Source organism: Streptomyces sp. NPDC034084, from assembly GCF_055575535.1.
Genome location: NZ_JBVISK010000003.1, coordinates 191,469 through 206,066, shown reverse-complemented (window position 1 = coordinate 206,066; position 14,598 = coordinate 191,469). Strand labels below are relative to the sequence as shown.

15 protein-coding genes are annotated in these 14,598 nt (G+C 72.4%); 4 read left to right on the top strand and 11 right to left on the bottom strand.

What is annotated here, in order from left to right:
- Window positions 1–104: 104 nt before the first annotated feature.
- Window positions 105–1,082: an ROK family protein gene (locus ACZ51I_RS11965; RefSeq protein ID WP_468874285.1), complete on the bottom strand. Its 978-nt coding sequence runs from the start codon at window positions 1,080–1,082 to the stop codon at window positions 105–107.
- A 151-nt stretch (window positions 1,083–1,233) separates the two neighbouring features.
- Between ACZ51I_RS11965 and ACZ51I_RS11960 the strand changes: the two genes are divergently transcribed.
- The gene (locus tag ACZ51I_RS11960; RefSeq protein ID WP_468874282.1) at window positions 1,234–2,268 is read left to right on the top strand and encodes a LacI family DNA-binding transcriptional regulator; all 1,035 of its coding nucleotides are present in this window, start codon (window positions 1,234–1,236) and stop codon (window positions 2,266–2,268) included.
- 120 nt (window positions 2,269–2,388) lie between these two features.
- Here the strand turns inward: ACZ51I_RS11960 and ACZ51I_RS11955 are convergent, their stop codons facing one another.
- From ACZ51I_RS11955 to ACZ51I_RS11935, 5 genes are all read right to left on the bottom strand, one after another.
- Window positions 2,389–3,681: a DUF6986 family protein gene (locus tag ACZ51I_RS11955; RefSeq protein WP_468874280.1), complete on the bottom strand. Its 1,293-nt coding sequence runs from the start codon at window positions 3,679–3,681 to the stop codon at window positions 2,389–2,391.
- A gap of 153 nt (window positions 3,682–3,834) precedes the next feature.
- Window positions 3,835–4,797: an electron transfer flavoprotein subunit alpha/FixB family protein gene (locus ACZ51I_RS11950; protein WP_468874278.1), complete on the bottom strand. Its 963-nt coding sequence runs from the start codon at window positions 4,795–4,797 to the stop codon at window positions 3,835–3,837.
- A gap of 63 nt (window positions 4,798–4,860) precedes the next feature.
- On the bottom strand, window positions 4,861–5,646 hold the full coding sequence (locus ACZ51I_RS11945; protein ID WP_468874276.1) for an electron transfer flavoprotein subunit beta/FixA family protein: 786 nt from the start codon (window positions 5,644–5,646) through the stop codon (window positions 4,861–4,863).
- Between the two features lie 199 nt (window positions 5,647–5,845).
- Entirely contained in the window at window positions 5,846–6,376 is a 531-nt protein-coding gene (locus ACZ51I_RS11940; protein WP_468874274.1) for a flavin reductase family protein, read from the bottom strand.
- Window positions 6,377–6,654: 278 nt separating this feature from the next.
- Window positions 6,655–6,966: a TlpA family protein disulfide reductase gene (locus ACZ51I_RS11935; RefSeq protein WP_468874272.1), complete on the bottom strand. Its 312-nt coding sequence runs from the start codon at window positions 6,964–6,966 to the stop codon at window positions 6,655–6,657.
- A 225-nt stretch (window positions 6,967–7,191) separates the two neighbouring features.
- Between ACZ51I_RS11935 and ACZ51I_RS11930 the strand changes: the two genes are divergently transcribed.
- Window positions 7,192–7,914 carry a lysophospholipid acyltransferase family protein gene (locus ACZ51I_RS11930; RefSeq protein ID WP_468874270.1) on the top strand — a complete coding sequence of 241 codons (723 nt, stop codon included), beginning with the start codon at window positions 7,192–7,194 and terminating at the stop codon, window positions 7,912–7,914.
- 10 nt (window positions 7,915–7,924) lie between these two features.
- Here ACZ51I_RS11930 and ACZ51I_RS11925 read toward each other — a convergent pair whose 3' ends face one another.
- The 5 genes from ACZ51I_RS11925 to ACZ51I_RS11905 form a co-directional block, all read right to left on the bottom strand.
- Window positions 7,925–8,587: a transglutaminase-like domain-containing protein gene (locus ACZ51I_RS11925; RefSeq protein ID WP_468874267.1), complete on the bottom strand. Its 663-nt coding sequence runs from the start codon at window positions 8,585–8,587 to the stop codon at window positions 7,925–7,927.
- Between the two features lie 74 nt (window positions 8,588–8,661).
- Complete coding sequence (locus ACZ51I_RS11920; protein WP_468874265.1) at window positions 8,662–9,741, bottom strand: threonine aldolase family protein; 1,080 nt, start codon at window positions 9,739–9,741, stop codon at window positions 8,662–8,664.
- A complete protein-coding gene (locus ACZ51I_RS11915; protein WP_468874263.1) occupies window positions 9,738–10,499 on the bottom strand; it encodes an SDR family NAD(P)-dependent oxidoreductase in 762 nt (253 codons plus the stop codon). The genes ACZ51I_RS11920 and ACZ51I_RS11915 overlap by 4 nt, the downstream gene beginning before the upstream one ends.
- A gap of 35 nt (window positions 10,500–10,534) precedes the next feature.
- On the bottom strand, window positions 10,535–11,941 hold the full coding sequence (locus tag ACZ51I_RS11910; RefSeq protein WP_468874261.1) for a DUF6421 family protein: 1,407 nt from the start codon (window positions 11,939–11,941) through the stop codon (window positions 10,535–10,537).
- Window positions 11,942–12,109: 168 nt separating this feature from the next.
- The gene (locus ACZ51I_RS11905; protein WP_468874259.1) at window positions 12,110–12,661 is read right to left on the bottom strand and encodes a GNAT family N-acetyltransferase; all 552 of its coding nucleotides are present in this window, start codon (window positions 12,659–12,661) and stop codon (window positions 12,110–12,112) included.
- Between the two features lie 170 nt (window positions 12,662–12,831).
- Between ACZ51I_RS11905 and ACZ51I_RS11900 the strand changes: the two genes are divergently transcribed.
- Both ACZ51I_RS11900 and ACZ51I_RS11895 read left to right on the top strand, forming a co-directional pair.
- Window positions 12,832–13,389: a DUF5134 domain-containing protein gene (locus ACZ51I_RS11900; protein ID WP_468874257.1), complete on the top strand. Its 558-nt coding sequence runs from the start codon at window positions 12,832–12,834 to the stop codon at window positions 13,387–13,389.
- Between the two features lie 142 nt (window positions 13,390–13,531).
- Entirely contained in the window at window positions 13,532–14,467 is a 936-nt protein-coding gene (locus ACZ51I_RS11895) for a M56 family metallopeptidase (protein ID WP_468874254.1), read from the top strand.
- Window positions 14,468–14,598 lie beyond the last annotated feature (131 nt).

Below are 14,598 nucleotides of genomic sequence, written 5' to 3'. Positions count from 1 at the left end.
GACCCCGGTGTCGGCCGGGGTCAGGAACCCGACGCGGCGTCAGATCCCGGTGTCAGCCGGGGTCAGGAACCCGACCCGGCGTCAGACCCCGGTGTCGGCCGGGGTCAGGAACCCGACCCGGCGTCCTCGGGCCCTGTGTTCCCCTCCCCCGCGCGCGCGGCCGCCGCCGCGCCCAGGAGGCCGGCGTCCGTGCCCGTGGCGGCGGGGACGACCGTCAGGTGCCGGACGAAGGACAGTGTGGCGTAGGTGCCGAGGGCGCGCCGGAGCGGGGCGAAGAGGACCTCGCCGGCGCCGGCCACCCCGCCGCCGACGACGGCGATGTCGATCTCGACGAGAGCGGCGGTGGCGGCGATGCCCGCCGCGAGGGCCTGGGCCGCCCGCTCGAACGAGGCGAGGGCGATCGGGTCCCCGGCGTGTGCGGCGGTGGCCACCGCCGCGGCGGAGACGTCGCCGTCGGGCCCCGGCCGCCAGCCGTTCTCCAGGGCACGGCGGGCGAGGTGCGGGCCGCCCGCGATGCGCTCGACGCAGCCGCGCCCGCCGCAGGCGCAGGGCTCGCCGTCGAGGTCCACGGGGACGTGCCCGATGTGACCGGCGTTGCCGGTGGGCCCCGGGTGGAGCCGGCCGTCGAGGACGAGGCCGCCGCCGACGCCCGTGGAGACCACGAGACACAGGGCGTTGGCGTGGCCGCGGGCGGCTCCGAGCCAGTGTTCGGCGGCCGTCACGGCGACGCCGTCGCCGACGAGGGTGACGGGCCGGCCGCCCGTGGCCCGGCGGACCCGGTCGACGAGCGGGTAGTCGCGCCAGCCGGGCACGTTCACCGGGCTGACGGTGCCCCGGGAGGCGTCGACCGGGCCCGCGCTGCCGATGCCGACGGCCTCGGCGGACTCCCACAGCGGGGAGGCCGCGAGGTCGGTGAGGACCTCCTCGACCGCCGCCATGACCGTCTCGCCGTCCTCGCGCGCGGGCGTGGGCCGCTGGGACCGGACGCGGATGCGGCCCGCGCCGTCGACCAGGGCGCCGGCGATCTTGGTGCCTCCGAAGTCGAGGGCGGCGACGAGGCCGGTGGCGGGGTCGTGCTGCATGGCGGCTGATTCTCCGGTCGGCGAGAGGAACGAGAGGGAGCGGGAAGTCGGTTCGTACGGGGCCTTCACAGTCTCCCTGGGATGACAACGTTATCCAGGGCCTATGCTCGAACCGAGATCGACCCGACACGCTCCGGAGGACCCTCACAACGTGGCCGACATCGCCCGCCGCTCCGAACCCCGCTACGGCACTCGGCCCACGATGAAGGACGTCGCCGCCCGCGCCGGCGTGGGCCTCAAGACGGTGTCCCGGGTCGTCAACGGCGAGCCCGGCGTCACCCCGGACACCGAGAGCCGCGTCCGGGAGGCCATCGAGGCCCTCGGATTCCGCCGCAACGACAGCGCGCGGGTCCTGCGCAAGGGCAGGACCGCGACCGTCGGGCTGGTCCTGGAGGACCTCGCCGACCCCTTCTACGGGCCGCTCAGCCGGGCGGTCGAGGAGGTCGCGCGGGCGCACGGCGCCCTGCTGATCAACGGCTCGAGCGCCGAGGACCCGGCCCGGGAGCAGGAGTTGGCGCTGGCGCTCTGCGCGCGCCGGGTCGACGGTCTGATCGTCATCCCCGCCGGTGACGACCACCGGTACCTGGAGCCGGAGATGAGGGCGGGGGTCGCCACGGTCTTCGTCGACCGGCCCGCCGGGCGGATCGACGCCGACGCCGTCCTCTCCGACAGCTTCGGCGGGGCGCGCGCCGGCGTGGCCCATCTGATCGCGCACGGCCACCGCCGGATCGGCTTCATCGGCGACCGTCCCCGCATCCACACCGCGGCCGAGCGGCTGCGTGGCTACCGCGCGGCGATGGAGGACGCGGGCCTGCCGGTCCGGGACGCCTGGGTGTCGCTCGGCTCCACCGACCCGGAGCGCGTGAGCGCGGCGGTACGGGAGTTGCTGGCGGGCCCGGAGCCCGTGACGGCCCTGTTCTCGGGGAACAACCGGGTCACGGTGACCGTGGTCCGGGCCCTCGCCCGGCACGGGCGGCCGGTCGCCCTGGTCGGCTTCGACGACATCGAGCTCGCCGATCTGCTCGGCGTCACGGTCGTCTCCCAGGACGCCGCGGCGCTCGGCCGGACGGCCGCGGAGCGGCTCTTCCGGCGCCTCGACGGGGCCCAGGGGGCGCCGGAGCGGCTGGTGCTCGGCACGACGCTGCTCGCCCGCGGGTCGGGCGAGATCGCGCCGCCGGCCGCCTGAGAGCCGCGCCCGGGTACGGACGCGTGGCCCCGTGTCCGTGCACGTACGCCCTGGCCCCGTGCCCCTGTCGGCGAGGTGAAAATCGACAGGGGTACGGGGCGGTGCCGGGAGCGTGTCCCGTCAGCGCTCCGTGGTGGCCGTGAGGTCGCCGCGGCGCGGGGCGGCGAAGCTGTCGAGGGCGGCGCGGGTCATGCCGGTGAGGGCGTCGACCTCGGCGGTGTCGAGGGCGCCGCAGTCGATGCCGCGCAGCAGGTAGGAGCTGAGGGCCTTGGCGGTGGCGGGCTCGTCCATGACGTCGCCGCCGGCGTGGTTGGCGTAGGCGGAGAGGCGCTTGGCGGCGGTCTCGAAGCCCTCGCGGTAGAAGGCGAAGACGGCGGCGTAGCGCGTGGGGATGTGACCGGGGTGCATGTCCCAGCCCTGGTAGTAGGCGCGGGCGAGGGCGCGGCGGGTGAGGCCGTAGTGCAGGCGCCAGGCCTCGTGGACGTGCTCGGTGGAGCCGACGGGCAGGACGTTGGTGGAGCCGTCGGAGACGCGCACGCCGGTGCCGGCGGCGGCGACCTGCATGATCGCCTTGGCGTGGTCGGCGGCCGGGTGGTCGCTGGCCTGGTAGGCGGCGGAGACGCCGAGACAGGCGCTGTAGTCGAAGGTGCCGTAGTGCAGTCCGGTGGCGCGGCCCTCGGCGGCGCCGATCATGCGGGCGACGGCGGCCGTGCCGTCGGTGGCGAGGATGGCCTGGCTGGTCTCGATCTGGATCTCGAAGCCCAGCCGGCCCGCGTCGAGGCCGTGGGCCTTCTCGAAGGCCTCCAGGAGACGGACGAAGGCGGAGACCTGCTCGGGGTAGGTGACCTTGGGGAGGGTGAGGACGAGCCCGTCGGGGAGGCCGCCGTTCTCCAGGAGGCCGGTGAGGAAGACGTCGGTGGTGCGGATGCCCCGCTCGCGTACGGCGGCCTCCATGCACTTCATCCGGATGCCCATGTACGGGGCGGCCGTGCCGTTCCGGTACGCCTCCGAGATCAGCCGGGCCGCCCGGGCGGCGTCCTGGTCCTCGTCCTGGCCTGCGTACCCGTCCTCGAAGTCGACCCGGAGGTCCTCGATGGGCTCGCGCTCCAGCTTGGCCCGTACCCGGCCGTAGACGTCCTCGGCGAGGTCGTCGGAGAGGCCGAGGACGGCGGCGAAGGAGGCGGCGTCGGGGGCGTGCTCGTCGAGGGCGGCGAGGGCCTGGTCGCCCCAGGAGCGGATGGTTCCGGCGTCGAAGACGTTGCCCGGGACGTAGACGGTGTGGACGGGCTGGCGGGTGCCGGGGTCTCCCGGGTAGCGCCGGTCGAGCTCGGCGTCCACCGCTGCGAGGGAGGCGCTGATGCCCTCGCTGATCGCGCCGGCGAGGCTCGTCGACACCTTCTCCTGCTGACCCATCCTGCATCCTCCTGTTTTCCGCTGCACGGAATCAACAATCCGTATGGCGAAGTTAGTAGGCGGTCGGGACCTGCGTCAATGGTTGTCCGAAACGGCCGGGGGCCGCACGGCGAGTGATCGCCGTGCGGCCCCCGGGCCGGACAGAACCGCAGGTCAGCCCTTGCGGGACTTCACCTCTTCGGTGAGCTGCGGGACGACGTCGAAGAGGTCGCCCACGACGCCGTAGTCGACGAGGTCGAAGATCGGAGCCTCGGCGTCCTTGTTGATGGCGACGATGGTCTTCGAGGTCTGCATGCCCGCGCGGTGCTGGATCGCGCCGGAGATGCCGGAGGCGATGTACAGCTGCGGCGAGACCGACTTGCCGGTCTGGCCGACCTGGTTGGAGTGCGGGTACCAGCCGGCGTCGACGGCGGCGCGCGAGGCGCCGACGGCGGCACCGAGCGAGTCGGCGAGCGCCTCGATGATCGCGAAGTTCTCGGCGCCGTTGACGCCGCGGCCGCCGGAGACCACGATCGCGGCCTCGGTCAGCTCGGGGCGGCCGGTCGACTCGCGCGGGGTGCGGGAGGTGACCTTGGTGCCGCGGGCCTTGTCCGAGAAGGAGACGGTGAGCGCCTCGACGGCGCCGGCGGCCGGGGCGGCCTCCACGGGGGCCGAGTTCGGCTTGACCGTGATGACCGGGGTGCCCTTGGAGACGCGGGACTTGGTCGTGAAGGAGGCGGCGAACGCGGACTGCGTCGCGACCGGGCCCTCGTCACCCGCCTCCAGGTCCACGGCGTCGGTGATGACGCCGGAGCCGATGCGGACCGCGAGGCGGGCCGCGATCTCCTTGGCCTCGGCGGAGGAGGGGACGAGCACGGCGGCCGGGGACACGGCATCGTACGCGGCCTGGAGGGCGTCGACCTTGGGGACGACGAGGTAGTCGGCGAACTCGGGGGCGTCGGCGGTGAGGACCTTCACGGCACCGTGCTCGGCGAGCGCGGCCGCGGTGTCGGCGGCGCCGTTGCCGAGGGCGACGGCGACCGGGTCGCCGAGGCGGCGGGCGAGGGTCAGCAGCTCCAGGGTGGGCTTGCGGACGGCTCCGTCGACGTGGTCGACGTAGACGAGAATCTCAGCCATGGGACTTCAATCTCCTGCGGAAGAAACGGGGGCGGACTTCAGCGGCTCACGCGAGCCCAGCGGCTAGATGAACTTCTGGCTCGCGAGGAACTCGGCCAGCTGCTTGCCGCCCTCGCCCTCGTCCTTGACGATCGTGCCCGCGGTGCGCGCCGGACGCTCGGCGGCGGAGTCCACGGCGGTCCAGGCGCCCTCGAGGCCGACCTCCTCGGCCTCGATGTCGAGGTCGGAGAGGTCCAGGGACTCCACCGGCTTCTTCTTGGCGGCCATGATGCCCTTGAAGGACGGGTAGCGGGCCTCGCCCGACTGGTCCGTCACGGAGACGACGGCCGGAAGCGAGGCCTCCAGCTGCTCGGAGGCGGCGTCGCCGTCACGGCGGCCGGTGACGGTGCCGCCCTCGATCTTGACCTCGGAGAGCAGGGTGACCTGCGGGACGCCCAGGCGCTCGGCGAGGATGGCCGGGAGGACACCCATGGTGCCGTCCGTGGAGGCCATACCGGCGATGACGACGTCGTAGCCGACCTTCTCAATCGCCTTGGCGAGCACCAGCGAGGTACCCATGACGTCGGTGCCGTGCAGGTCGTCGTCCTCGACGTGGACGGCCTTGTCGGCGCCCATGGAGAGCGCCTTGCGCAGCGCGTCCTTGGCGTCCTCGGGGCCGACCGTGAGCACGGTGACCTCGGCGTCGTCGGCCTCTTCGGCGATCTGCAGGGCCTGCTCGACCGCGTACTCGTCGAGCTCCGACAGCAGGCCGTCGACGTCGTCGCGGTCGACGGTCAGGTCATCGGCGAAGTGCCGGTCGCCGGTGGCGTCGGGCACGTACTTCACACAGACAACGATCCTCAAGCTCACGCCGGCTCTCCTACTGCATCGTCATAACTGGGCTGCCTTGTTGCTCGCAGCATAGGCGCCTGAAGGGCGGGTTTCCGGTCGGGGCGCCGGACGCCCCGACCGGAATATTACTCGTCAGTACACCCAGTCTGTTACCAGTGAGCAAGCGCTCAGGCGTGTGATCTGGCCCATGCGCGGAGAGCGGCGCGCACGGGAACTCTCAGTCGCGCAGCGCGTTGAAGCGTCCGTGGTGGTAGAGGAGCGGCCGGCCCACACCGTCCGGGTCGCCGGCGACGGCCTGCGCGATGACGATCCGGTGGTCCCCGGCGGGCACCCGGGCCACCACGCGGCAGACCAGCCAGGCGAGGACGCCGTCGAGCACGGGCACTCCCTCGGGGCCGACGCTCCAGCGGGTCCCCGGACCGAAGCGGTCGGCGCCGCTGCGGGCGAAGGTGGACGCGAGCTCCTGCTGGTGCTCGCCGAGTATGTGCACGCCGATGAACTCGGCCTCGGAGACCACGGGCCAGCTGGACGAGGTCGTGCCCACCCCGAAGGAGACCAGCGGTGGTTCGGCGGCGACGGAGTTGAGCGAGGTGGCGGTGAAGCCGACGGGCCGCTCACCGTGGGCGGTGATGACCGCGACCCCGGCCGCGTGCCGGCGGAAGACGGAACGGAGCAGATCGGGAGAGGCCTGCCGGGGTGCGCCGATCGTGGGAACGGTGCTGAGCTGGAGGTCCGGCGTAACCGTCATGGAGTTGTCCTTCTGCGAGGGCGTCATGAGAGGGGTCCTGGGCTGGTCAGACACCCGGACAGCGCGCACTCGCGTTGCGGGCCAGGTCCACGTGGGCCCGGCCGTAGAGAAGGAGTTCTATGGGCACTCCGTCAGGGTGACGATCGGTGGACGGTGCAGTCAAGTGCGTACCGGGATGTGGGAGAAGTGTCACGGCGTCAGACGGGCGGCCGCGGGCCCCGCCGGACGGCCCGCGGCGGGTGCGCGTCATGCGGGCCGGGTCCGCCGCGGACCGTCCGTCAGACGGCCCGGCCCAGGGCGGCGATGACGTCCGCCTTGCGGGGCTGTCCCGCGGCCCTGCGGACGATGCGCCCGGCGGCGTCGAGGACGAGGACGGTGGGGGTACGGGTGATGCCCAGCTCTCGTACGAGGTCGAGCCGCTCCTCGGCGTCGACCTCGACGTGCCCCACGCCGGGCACCATCGCGGCGACCTCGGCGAGGGTGCGGCGCGTGGCCCGGCAGGGCTGGCAGAAGGCGGTCGAGAACTGGACGAGGGTGGCCCTCTCCCCCAGCGCGGCGCCCAGCGCCTCCGGCCCCAGGACCTCGGTCATCCCTCTCCCCTTCAAGCTCCGGGTTTCCCCCGGGTACAGCGCCGGGTGGCGCCGATCGATTCCCGCCAAGGCCACCGCGAGTGACGAGAATCTCCCTGTACGGAGCCGTCTGGACTGGTTACGTGGCCCTTCATGGGGCACGATCTCTCAAAGCCGAAAACCTACGGCCGCGTAACTTCGCCGGGAGAAACCGCTCCGGGCACCTGAAGAAAAGGTTCCTCACCGATGGCAGAACTCGTCTATCGGCCGGTCATCGGCGCCGCTCGGACCATGTTCAAGGCGCTGGACCTGAAGATCGACACGCAGGGTTCGGAGCATATCCCCCGGACCGGCGGCGCGGTGCTCGTGAGCAACCACATCAGCTATCTGGACTTCATCTTCACGGGTCTCGCCGCCCTGCCCCAGAAGCGCCTGGTGCGTTTCATGGCGAAGGACTCGGTCTTCCGGCACAAGGTCTCCGGCCCGCTCATGCGCGGCATGAAGCACATCCCGGTGGACCGCTCCCAGGGCGAGCACGCCTTCAAGCACGCCCTGGAGTCGCTGCGGGCCGGCGAGATCATCGGCGTCTTCCCCGAGGCGACCATCTCCGAGTCCTTCACGCTCAAGAGCTTCAAGACGGGTGCGGCGCGGCTGGCGCAGGAGGCGGGCGTCCCGCTGATCCCGATGGCGCTGTGGGGCACCCAGCGGCTGTGGACGAAGGGGCGGCCGCGGAACTTCAAGCGGAGCCACACCCCCGTGACCATCCGCGTCGGCGAGCCGGTCGAGGCCCCCGCCGACCAGTACGCGGGCGCGATCACGCGGCGGCTGCGCGAGCGCGTCCAGGAGCTCCTGGAGGCCGCGCAGCGCGCCTACCCGGTCCGCCCCAAGGACGCGAGCGACACCTGGTGGGTGCCCGCGCACCTCGGCGGTACGGCTCCGACGCCGGCCCAGGTCAAGGAAGCCGGCTGACGAAGCCGGTTCACGGCAGCCGACTGACGGAAGCCGGCGCGGGCGGAACCGTTTCTCCCCGCCGCCGCCCGGGTCGGAGTTCCGTCGGCAGCGTCCGGTCGAGGGACGGGCGGTCGGGGGCGGCCTTCAGGGCGCCCAGGACGACCGGGTGGGGCTCCGCGTACAGCTCGGGGTGGTCCACCTCGCCGAGTTCCGGCCGTACGGTCCAGGCAAGCCGCTCGTCCCCCAGCGAGAACCGGGCGTCGACGCCCGGCTTGTTGCCCCGCACGTCCTGGCGGGCCCAGACTCGCTCGCCGGGCAGCAGGACGGCGACGAGGCCGTGGATCACCGGGTGCGTACCGTCGTCCTCGGTGAGGCGCTGGTAGCAGAGGGCCGCGGGGATGGAGCGGGCCCGCAGGAGCGCTGCGTACGCGATGGACTTGGCGTAGCAGATGCCGGTGCGCTGCTCCAGGACGTCGGAGGCGCGCCAGGTGACGCGGAGATCGCCGGAGTCCATGGAGTGCGGGATGGTGTCGCGGACGAACGCGCAGGCCGCTTCGGCGTATGAGTATGCGTCGGGGTGATCGTCGGCGAGGCGCTGGGCCAGGTCTTTGACGAGCGGATGGTCATGGTCGACGGCCTCGCTCGCGGCTAGGTAGGCGTCGAGGTCGGGGTCGAGCTGGATGAGTTCCATGCGGGATGACCCTATGAAGACGGCCGGACGGAGTCAATGACTTTCCGTCCGGCCGTATCTTTATGCATTCGCTGCTAGCGGGCCAGCTCTTCCTTCAGGGCCTGGAGGAAGGCGTCCACGTCGTCCTCCGTGGTGTCGAAGGCGCACATCCAGCGGACATCGCCGGCGGCCTCGTCCCAGAAGTAGAAGCGGAAGCGTTCCTGCAGTCGTCGCGACACCTCCTGCGGGAGGCGGGCGAAGACCGCGTTGGCCTGCACCGGGTAGAGGATCTCCACCCCGTCGAGCTCGCGCACCCCGGCGGCGAGGCGCTGGGCCATCGCGTTGGAGTGGCGGGCGTTGCGCAGCCACAGGTCCTTCGCGAGGAGGGCTTCCAGCTGCACCGACACGAAGCGCATCTTCGAGGCGAGCTGCATGGACAGCTTGCGCAGGTGCTTCATGTGGCTGACCGCGTCGGGGTTGAGGACGACGACGGCCTCGCCGAAGAGCATGCCGTTCTTCGTCCCGCCGTACGAGATGACGTCCACGCCGACCGCGTTCGTGAAGGCGCGCATCGGCACGTTCAGCGAGGCGGCGGCGTTGGCTATCCGCGCCCCGTCGAGGTGGACCTTCATGCCCTTGGCGTGGGCGTGCTCGACGATCGCGCGGATCTCCTCCACCGTGTAGAGGGTGCCGAGCTCCGTGTTCTGGGTGATCGAGACGACCTGGGGCATGGCCCGGTGCTCGTCCTCCCAGCCCCAGGCCTGCCGGTCGATCAGCTCGGGGGTGAGCTTGCCGTCCGGGGTCGGGACGGTGAGCAGCTTGAGGCCGCCCATCCGCTCTGGCGCGCCGCCCTCGTCCACGTTGATGTGGGCGGTCTCGGCGCAGATGACGGCGCCCCAGCGGTCGGTCAGCGCCTGGAGCGCGGTCACGTTCGCCCCGGTCCCGTTGAAGACCGGGAAGGCTTCGGCGGTGGGGCCGAAGTGGCTGTGCATGATCCGCTGGAGGTGCTCGGTGTACTGGTCCTCGCCGTAGGCGACCTGGTGGCCTTCGTTGGCGAGGGCGAGGGCCGCGAGGACCTCGGGGTGGGCGCCGGCGTAGTTGTCGCTGGCGAAGCCCCGGACCGACGGGTCGTGGTGACGACGTGCGTCGGTCCTGGGGCCGAGTGCCGCGGTCACGGCTTGGGGGTCAGCCACAGACGCTGTCCATTCACTTCCTGGGCGGGCTTGTCCCAGAGCCCGGCGATCTCCTCGGCCAGGTCCTTGACGTCGGTGAAGCCCGCGAACTTCGCGTTGGGGCGTTCGGCGCGCATGGCGTCGTGCACCAATGCCTTGATCACCAGGATGGCAGCCGCCGCCTGGGGACCTTCGTCGCCCCCCAGCTTGCGGAACGAGTCGGCCATGGCGAGGGTCCAGGCCTCGGCGGCCGCCTTACCGGCGTTGTACGCGGCGTTGTTGGCGACCGGCTTGTGCGCGCCGGACTGGCTGACCAGGGCGTAGCGGCCGCGGCCGCCGGCGCGCAGCAGCCCGTCGTGGAAGGCGAGCGAGGTGTGCTGGACCGTGCGGATGAGGAGCTTCTCCAGGAAGTCCCAGTCCGCGGGGTCGGCCTCGGTGAAGGAAGGGGCGCCGCGCCAGCCGCCGACGAGGTGGACCAGGCCGTCGACGCGGCCGAACTCCTTCTCGGTCTTCGCCGCCCAGTCGCGCGTGGCGTCCAGGTCGAGGAGGTCGACCGTGTCGCCGACGACCTTGGCTCCGCCGTGGCCGTAGCGGGCGGCGTCGACGGCCTCGGCGAGGCGGGCCGGGTCGGCGTCGGAGGCGACGACGGTCGCGCCCGCCTCGGCGAGACGCAGCAGCGTCGCACGGCCCGCGGGGCCGGCCGCGCCGGCGACCGCGATGACGGCGCCGTCCAGCGGTCCGCCGTTTCCGTTGGAGATCATGGGCGACGCCTCCTCGGTGTTTTCGATGAGGTCGCTCACGCGGCGGCCCGCTCGGTGCTCGGGACGTCGGCGGCGGTGATCCCCTTGGTGTCGGCGATCACGCCCTTCAGCTTCTTGGCGAGGGCCTCAAAGAACATGCTGAGCGGAAACTCGTCCGGAAGCACGTCGTCGACGAGCTTGCGCGGCGGCAGGGAGAGGTCGAGGGCGTCGGGACCCTTGGCCCACTTCGAGCCCGGGTGCGGGGCGAGGTAGGCCGAGACGAACTCGTACGCCTTGAACCAGTGGACCAGCTTCGGGCGGTCGATGCCCTCGCGGTAGAGGGTCTCGATCTCGGCGCAGAGGCGGTTGGTGACCTCGGGGGCCCGGTCCCAGTCGATCGTGAGGATGTTGTCCGTCCAGCGCACCACGTCGTTCTTGTGAAGGTACGCGAAGAGGAGCTGGCCGCCGAGACCGTCGTAGTTGCGGTTGCGGTCGCCGGTGAGCGGGAAGCGGAACATCCGGTCGAAGAGCACGGTGTACTGCACGTCACGGCCGTGCCCGTTGCCCTCGGCCTCCAGCTTCACGGCCTCCCGGAAGGCGGTGAGGTCGCAGCGGAGCTCCTCGAGGCCGTACATCCAGAAGGGCTGGCGCTGCTTGATCATGAAGGGGTCGAAGGGCAGGTCGCCGCGGCTGTGGGCGCGGTCGTGGACCAGGTCCCAGAGCGCGAAGGCCTGCTGGCAGCGCTCCTGGTCGCCGAGCATGGCGTCGATGTCGGCGGGGAGCTTCACGCCGAGGGTGTCGACCGCGGCCTCGGTGACCTTGCGGAAGCGCGCGGCCTCGCGGTCGCAGAAGATGCCGCCCCAGGTGAAGCGCTCCGGGACCTCGCGGACGGCGACGGTCTCGGGGAAGAGAACGGCCGAGTTGGTGTCGTACCCGGCGGTGAAGTCCTCGAAGGTGATGCCGCAGAAGCCGGGGTTGTCGTAGCGGGTGCGCTCCAGCTCGGAGAGCCACTCCGGCCAGACCATGCGCAGCACGACGGCCTCGAAGTTGCGGTCCGGGTTGCCGTTCTGCGTGTACATCGGGAAGAGCACGAGGTGCTGGAGCCCGTCGGCGCGGCCGGCGGCCGGGTGGAACTCCATCAGGGAGTCCAGGAAGTCCGGCACGGTGAAGCCGTTCTCGACCCACTTGCGCAGGTCCGCGACGAGGGCGCGGTGGTAGGCGCCGTCGTGCGGGACGAGCGGGGAGAGCTGCTCGACGGCCGCGACCAGGCGGTCCACGGTCAGCTCGACGAGCGCGCGGGCGGGGGCGCCCTCGGCCTCGAAGTCGATGGAGCCGTCCGCGCTCTGCCAGGGACGGATCTCCTCCACGGCATTCTTGAGCTCGGCCCAGGCCGGGTGGTCGATCACGCGGTCGTCGGTGGATATCCCCCCACCGATCACGTCCTGCACAAGAATTTCCGTCATGCCTCTTCCTCCACAGGAGAACCTTGCGTCAAGACACCGTAACCATCGGCGCTTCGTTCCCACAAGGGGAGACAAGAGAGATTATCCTGTGCGACCCCCCTGACGGCAGAAGTTTTTCCTGTCCGTCAGGGTTGAAGCCACCCTTCCGCCGTGCGGGCACCGTACGCGTCAGCCCAGGGGCTTGATCAGCAGCTCGAACTCCAGGTCGTCGCGCTGGGGCAGGCCGAAGCGCTCGTCGCCGTACGGGAACGGGGTCGTCCGGCCCGTACGCCGGTACCCGCGCCGCTCGTACCAGGCGATCAGCTCCTCGCGCACCGAGATCACCGTCATGTGCATCTCGCGCACGCCCCACAGCTCGCGCACCCGGCGCTCGGCCTCCGCGAGGATCTGCTTGCCCAGACCCGCCCCCTGCAGTTCGGGGCGGACCGCGAACATGCCGAAGTAGGCGGCCTCGCCCCGGTGCTCCAGCTGGCAGCAGGCGACGAGATCACCGTCGCGCTCGACGACCAGGAGCCGGCTGCCGGCGGTGGTGATCACGGCGGCCACGCCCTCGGGGTCGGTGCGCTGCCCCTGGAGGATGTCCGCCTCCGTGGTCCAGCCGCCCCGGCTGGCGTCGCCCCGGTACGCCGACTCGACGAGCGGGACGAGGGCGGGGACGTCGTCGAGGACCGCTTCGCGGTAACTGATCCGGCCGGTCTCCTGGGACGTGGCGATGTCCATGTATCGGGCTCCCCTCGGGCGCTGACGATCGGCGTGCGCGATCGTCCCGAGCCTAACGCGCGCTCCTTTCACGCCCCTCGTACACCTGTGCGCGCCTGTGCGCCCGGGTGTGGCGCCCGGGAGGCGGGCATTCCTCTCCGGAGGGGACGGTGTCGAGGGGGAGGTGTGCCGTGCACGGAGCGGGTCTGTCCGGGTGGTTGCTGGTCGCGCTCTGCGCGGCGACGGGCGCGTACTGCCTGCTGCGGATGCGCGCCTGCGCCGGTGAGGAGCGGCGGGCCGCGGGCGGCGAGGCGGTGATGGGTTTCGGGATGGCCGCCATGGCGCTGCCCGCCGCGGTCCTGAGCCCGCCGGAGTGGGTCTGGACGGTCTACGCGGCGGTGTTCGGCGGGGCGGCCCTGCACGGCCTCCCGGCGCTCCGGCGCGGCGGACACCATCTGCACCATCTGGTGGGCTCGCTCGCCATGGTCTACATGACGGTGGCGATGGCGGCGTCCGGCGCGGCGGGGGCGCACACGGGGCACACGGCGGCAACTGGGGGCATACCCGTGCTCACGGGCGGCCTCCTCCTCTACTACGTGGCGTACGTGCTCCGCTCGGGATCCCGCCTCGTCCCCGTGGCCGCGGCCACGGGCGGGCCGGGCCCGGCCTGGGCGACCCGGCCGGAGCTCGCGCTCGCCTGCCGGCTCTCGATGGCGCTCGCGATGCTCGCGATGCTGGTGACCCTGTGAGGACGGCGGCGCCGGAGACCCGAGGAGACCTCGTGCGATCCGGCCCGGCGGCAACGTCTTCCGGCCAACCGAACCGTGGTGTATGTCACTTGCCCTCCGAGCCCATACCCCCGGCCAGTACCGCGCTCATAGGCTGACGCCCATGTGGGTCTCCCTCGCGCTGTTCCTGCTCGGCGTCCTGACCGCCCTCGCGGCCCCCCGGCTGCTGTCCCGGGCGGACTGGGTCGAGCGAGAACCCGTGGTGGCCCTGTGGGTGTGGCAGTGCGCGGTCGCGGCCGTACTGCTGAGCTTCGCCCTCTCCATGACCTTCAGCGCGTCGGCGGCCTGGCAGGCCGTCCGGGGGCAGGTCTTCGCGGGCGCGCCGCGCGCCGTGATCGACGCGTACGAACTCGGCACGTCCGGGCCCTGGTCCGCGGTGCTCGCGGTGGTCCTGGCGGCCGGCGGGCTCTGGTCGGGGGCGATGCTGGGCCGGGAGATCGGCCAGGCCCGCGCCCGGCGCAGGCAGCGCCGCTGTGATCTGCTCGTCCGCGCGCCCCTGCTCCCCGGGGAGCGGCCGGACAGCGAGCGGCTGGTCGTCCTGGAGGGGGGGCGGGCGGACGCCTGGTGGATGTCGGGGGCCACGCCCCAGCTGGTCATCACGACGGCGGCGCTGCGCCGCTTGAAGGGACGTCAGCTGGACGCGGTCCTGGCACACGAGCAGGGTCACGTGCGGGCCCGGCACGACTGGCTGCTGCACTCCTCTGCGGCGCTGGCCGCCGGATTCCCGGGGATCCCGGTCTTCACGGCCTTCCGTGAGGAGATGCACCGCCTGGTGGAGCTGGCCGCCGACGACGTGGCCTCGCGCCGCTTCGGCCGACTCACCATCGCGCTCGCGCTGGTCGAACTGAACGAGGACCGGGGGGTGTTCGGCCCCGGCCAGGCTCCCGACACCGGTCTGCCGCAGCGCGTGAACCGGTTGCTCACCGCGGCGCCCCGTCTCACCGCCGGGCGCCGGCTCCGGCTGACGGCGGCCGCGTCCCTGGTGCCGGTGGTCCCCGTCCTCGTGGCCTTCGCCCCGGCGCTCAGCGCGCTGGGATAGCGGTGGGCGGCGACGCGCACGGCGGCGGGGGCTCGCACGGGGGACGGAGCCCTGAGGACGGGCGGGGCCCGCGCGGCGGACGTGACCCGGACGGCAGACGGGGCTCTCACGAGGGACGGAGCCGGAGATGC

Excerpts from the sequence above, each read along its gene's own strand:
- ACZ51I_RS11910 (WP_468874261.1), bottom strand. The coding sequence starts at position 11,941 with ATGACGGAAATTCTTGTGCAGGACGTGATCGGTGGGGGGATATCCACC.
- ACZ51I_RS11895 (WP_468874254.1), top strand. The coding sequence starts at position 13,532 with ATGTGGGTCTCCCTCGCGCTGTTCCTGCTCGGCGTCCTGACCGCCCTC.
- ACZ51I_RS11935 (WP_468874272.1), bottom strand. The coding sequence starts at position 6,966 with ATGACCGAGGTCCTGGGGCCGGAGGCGCTGGGCGCCGCGCTGGGGGAG.
- ACZ51I_RS11905 (WP_468874259.1), bottom strand. The coding sequence starts at position 12,661 with ATGGACATCGCCACGTCCCAGGAGACCGGCCGGATCAGTTACCGCGAA.
- ACZ51I_RS11930 (WP_468874270.1), top strand. The coding sequence starts at position 7,192 with ATGGCAGAACTCGTCTATCGGCCGGTCATCGGCGCCGCTCGGACCATG.
- ACZ51I_RS11915 (WP_468874263.1), bottom strand. The coding sequence starts at position 10,499 with ATGATCTCCAACGGAAACGGCGGACCGCTGGACGGCGCCGTCATCGCG.
- ACZ51I_RS11965 (WP_468874285.1), bottom strand. The coding sequence starts at position 1,082 with ATGCAGCACGACCCCGCCACCGGCCTCGTCGCCGCCCTCGACTTCGGA.
- ACZ51I_RS11955 (WP_468874280.1), bottom strand. The coding sequence starts at position 3,681 with ATGGGTCAGCAGGAGAAGGTGTCGACGAGCCTCGCCGGCGCGATCAGC.
- ACZ51I_RS11925 (WP_468874267.1), bottom strand. The coding sequence starts at position 8,587 with ATGGAACTCATCCAGCTCGACCCCGACCTCGACGCCTACCTAGCCGCG.
- ACZ51I_RS11940 (WP_468874274.1), bottom strand. The coding sequence starts at position 6,376 with ATGACGGTTACGCCGGACCTCCAGCTCAGCACCGTTCCCACGATCGGC.
- ACZ51I_RS11950 (WP_468874278.1), bottom strand. The coding sequence starts at position 4,797 with ATGGCTGAGATTCTCGTCTACGTCGACCACGTCGACGGAGCCGTCCGC.